The organism is Oceanobacter sp. 5_MG-2023, from assembly GCF_030548165.1.
In the GTDB taxonomy this organism is placed as follows: domain Bacteria; phylum Pseudomonadota; class Gammaproteobacteria; order Pseudomonadales; family Oceanobacteraceae; genus Oceanobacter.
Window position 1 is genome coordinate 1 of sequence record NZ_JAUORS010000048.1, and the last position, 3,374, is coordinate 3,374.

The 3,374-nt window shown below is 53.6% G+C and carries 1 protein-coding gene; it reads left to right on the plus strand.

The window, feature by feature from the left end:
• A partial coding sequence (locus tag Q4551_RS16010) for a cadherin repeat domain-containing protein (RefSeq protein WP_303434918.1) occupies positions 1-3,374 on the plus strand: 3,374 nt, incomplete at both ends.

Sequence of the window (3,374 nt, forward strand, 5' to 3'; positions counted from 1 at the left end):
TTATTACGCCTATGCCGTCGACAGCGCCGGCAACCTGAGCCTGGCTTCCAGTGAGTGGATTACGTTAGTGGATGAAATGGCACCCACGTTTACGTCTGGCACGACCGCGACCGCGATTGATGAAAACTCCGGTGCCAGCACGGTTATCTACACGGCCACGACGGATGACGCGACGGCGGTTTATTCTTTGTCTGGCACTGACGCCAGTGACTTCAGCATCGACAGCAGTACGGGCGTTGTTACCTTGCTGAACAACCCCGATTACGAAACCAAGTCCAGTTACTCATTCATCGTTACCGCTACCGATGGCGCCGGTAACCATACCGACCAAGCGGTTACTCTCGATGTGAACGACCTGGACGATACTGCCCCAGAAGCCAGTATTGTGTTATCGCTCGCGACAGTACAGCTGGAAGCACTGGGTAATACCAGCGATAGTGACTATGCCCCTCAAATCACCGCGGTAGGCAGCGCTGGCGCTTATGTGGTGACCTGGTACGGGTACGAGGGTGCTGGCTATTCAGGTGATCGGTCGATCTTTGTGCAGGCGTTTAACGCCGATGGCTCCTTAAACGGTGCCACGGTACAGTTGGAAGCGCCGGGTAATACCGATGGTGATGACTATGTCCCCCAAATCACCGCCGTGGGCACTGATGGCGCCTATGTGGTGACCTGGTACGGTGAGGATAGCGACGGTGATTGGTCTATCTTTGTGCAGGCGTTTAAAGCCAATGGTTCCTTCAACGGTGTCACGGTACAGCTGGAAGCGCTGGGTAATACCAATGGTTATGACGTTGATCCCCAAATCACTGCGGTAGGCAGCGATGGCGCCTATGTGGTGACCTGGCAGGGGTACGATAGCAACAATGACTATTCTATCTTTGTGCAGGCGTTTAAAGCCGATGGCTCCATTAACGGCACCAAGGTACAGCTGGAAGCGTTGGATACTACCACGGGGGATGACTATTCTCCCCAAATCACCGCCGTGGGCACTGATGGCGACTATGTGGTGACCTGGTACGGTGAGGATAGCAACAATGACTATTCGATCTTTGTGCAGGCGTTTAAAGCCGATGGTTCCTTCAATGGCACCACGGTACAGCTGGAAGCACTGGGTAATACGACAGGTTATGACAGAAATCCCCAAATCACTGCGGTAGGCACTGATGGCGCCTATGTGGTGACCTGGTACGGAAGGGATAGCGACGGTGATTGGTCGATCTTTGTGCAGGCGTTTAACGCTGTTGGCTCTTTAAACGGCACCACAGTACAGCTGGAAGCACTGGATAATATCACCGGTGATGACTATCTGCCTCAAATTACCGCCGTGGGCACTGATGGCGCCTATGTGGTGACCTGGTCTGGTGAGGATAGCGACGGTGATTGGTCGATCTTTGTGCAGGCCTTTAACGCCTATGGTTCCTTCAACGGTGACACAGTACAGCTGGAAGCGCTGGGTAAGACCAACGGTGATGACGAAAGTCCTCAAATCACTGCGGTGGGCACTGATGGCGCCTATGTGGTGACCTGGTACGGTGATGATAGCGACGGTGACACTTCGATCTTTGTGCAGGCGTTTAATGCCGATGGCTCTGTCAACGGTGACACAGTACAACTGGAAGCACTGGGTAAGACCAGTGGGTATGATGGGTACCCTCAAATCACTGCGGTGGGCAGCGATGGTGCCTATGTGGTGACCTGGTACGGGGCTGATAGTGACGGTGATTATTCGATCTTTGTGCAGGCGTTTAATGCCGATGGCACACTGGTGATGGATAGCAGCACCTATGAAACAGGGGAGTTGGTCACACTACAAAGTAATGAAGCGGGTACGGTGTATTTGGTCAGCGATACAGTGGCCGTGACCACTGAGGCTGATATCACCAGCGCCAGCAGTAACCTGTGGGCTACCGCGACATTAGCGGTGGCGGGTACGGTCACTGTGGATACCACGACATTGGCGCTGGGCGGTTATTACGCCTATGCCGTCGACAGCGCCGGCAACCTGAGCCTGGCTTCCAGTGAGTGGATTACGTTAGTGGATGAAACGGCACCCACGTTTACGTCTGGCACGACCGCGACCGCGATTGATGAAAACTCCGGTGAAAGCACGGTTATTTACACAGCGACTACTGATGACGCGACGGCGGTTTATTCCTTGTCTGGCACTGACGCCAGTGACTTCAGCATCGACAGCAGTACGGGCGTTGTTACCTTGCTGAACAACCCCGACTACGAAACCAAGTCCAGTTACTCATTCATCGTTACCGCTACCGATGGCGCCGGTAACCATACCGACCAAGCGGTTACCCTTGATGTCAACGACCTGGACGATACTGACCCAGAAGCCAGTATTGTGTTATCGCTCGCGACAGCACAGCTGGAAGCGTTGGGTAATACCACCAGTGGTGACTTTGCCCCTCAAATCACTGCGGTAGGCAGCGATGGCGCCTATGTGGTGACCTGGTCTGGTGATGATAGCGACGGTGACTATTCGATCTTTGTGCAGGCATTTAACGCCGATGGTTCCTTCAATAGCACCACGGTACAGCTGGAAGCACTGAATAATACCACTGGTCATGACTATGATCCCCAAATCACCGCGGTAGGCACTGATGGCGCCTATGTGGTGACCTGGTCCGGAAGGGATAGCGGCGGTGACTATTCGGTCTTTGTTCAAGCCTTTGATGCTGACGGTTCCTTCAATAGCACCACGGTACAGCTGGAAGCGCGGGGTAATACCACTGGTTATGACTATTTTCCTCAAATCACTGCGGTGGGCACTGATGGCGCCTATGTGGTGACCTGGTACGGGTTAGATAGCAACGGTGATCTGTCGATCTTTGTGCAGGCGTTTAAAGCCGATGACTCCTTCAACGGCACTACGATACAGTTGGAAGCACTGGATAATATCACCGGTGCTGATCGGTACCCTCAAATCACCGCCGTGGGCACTGATGGCGTTTATGTGGTGACCTGGCGTGGTGATGATAGCGACGGTGACTATTCGATCTTTGTGCAGGCGTTTAAAGCCGATGGCTCCTTCAACGGTGACAAAGTACAGCTGGAAGCGCTGGGTAACACCACTGGTCGTGACTATGATCCACAAATCATCGCCGTGGGCAGCGATGGCGCCTATGTGGCGACCTGGTATGGGGTCGATAGCAACAATGACTATTCGATCTTTGTGCAAGCGTTTGATGCTGATGGCTCTTTAAACGGTGCCACGATACAGCTGGAAACACTGGGTGGGTATGATGTTGATCCTCAAATCACCGCCGTGGGCACTGATGGCGCCTATGTGGTGACCTGGTACGGTGAGGATAGCGACGGTGACTATTCGATCTTTGTGCAAGCCTTTAACGCCAATGGTT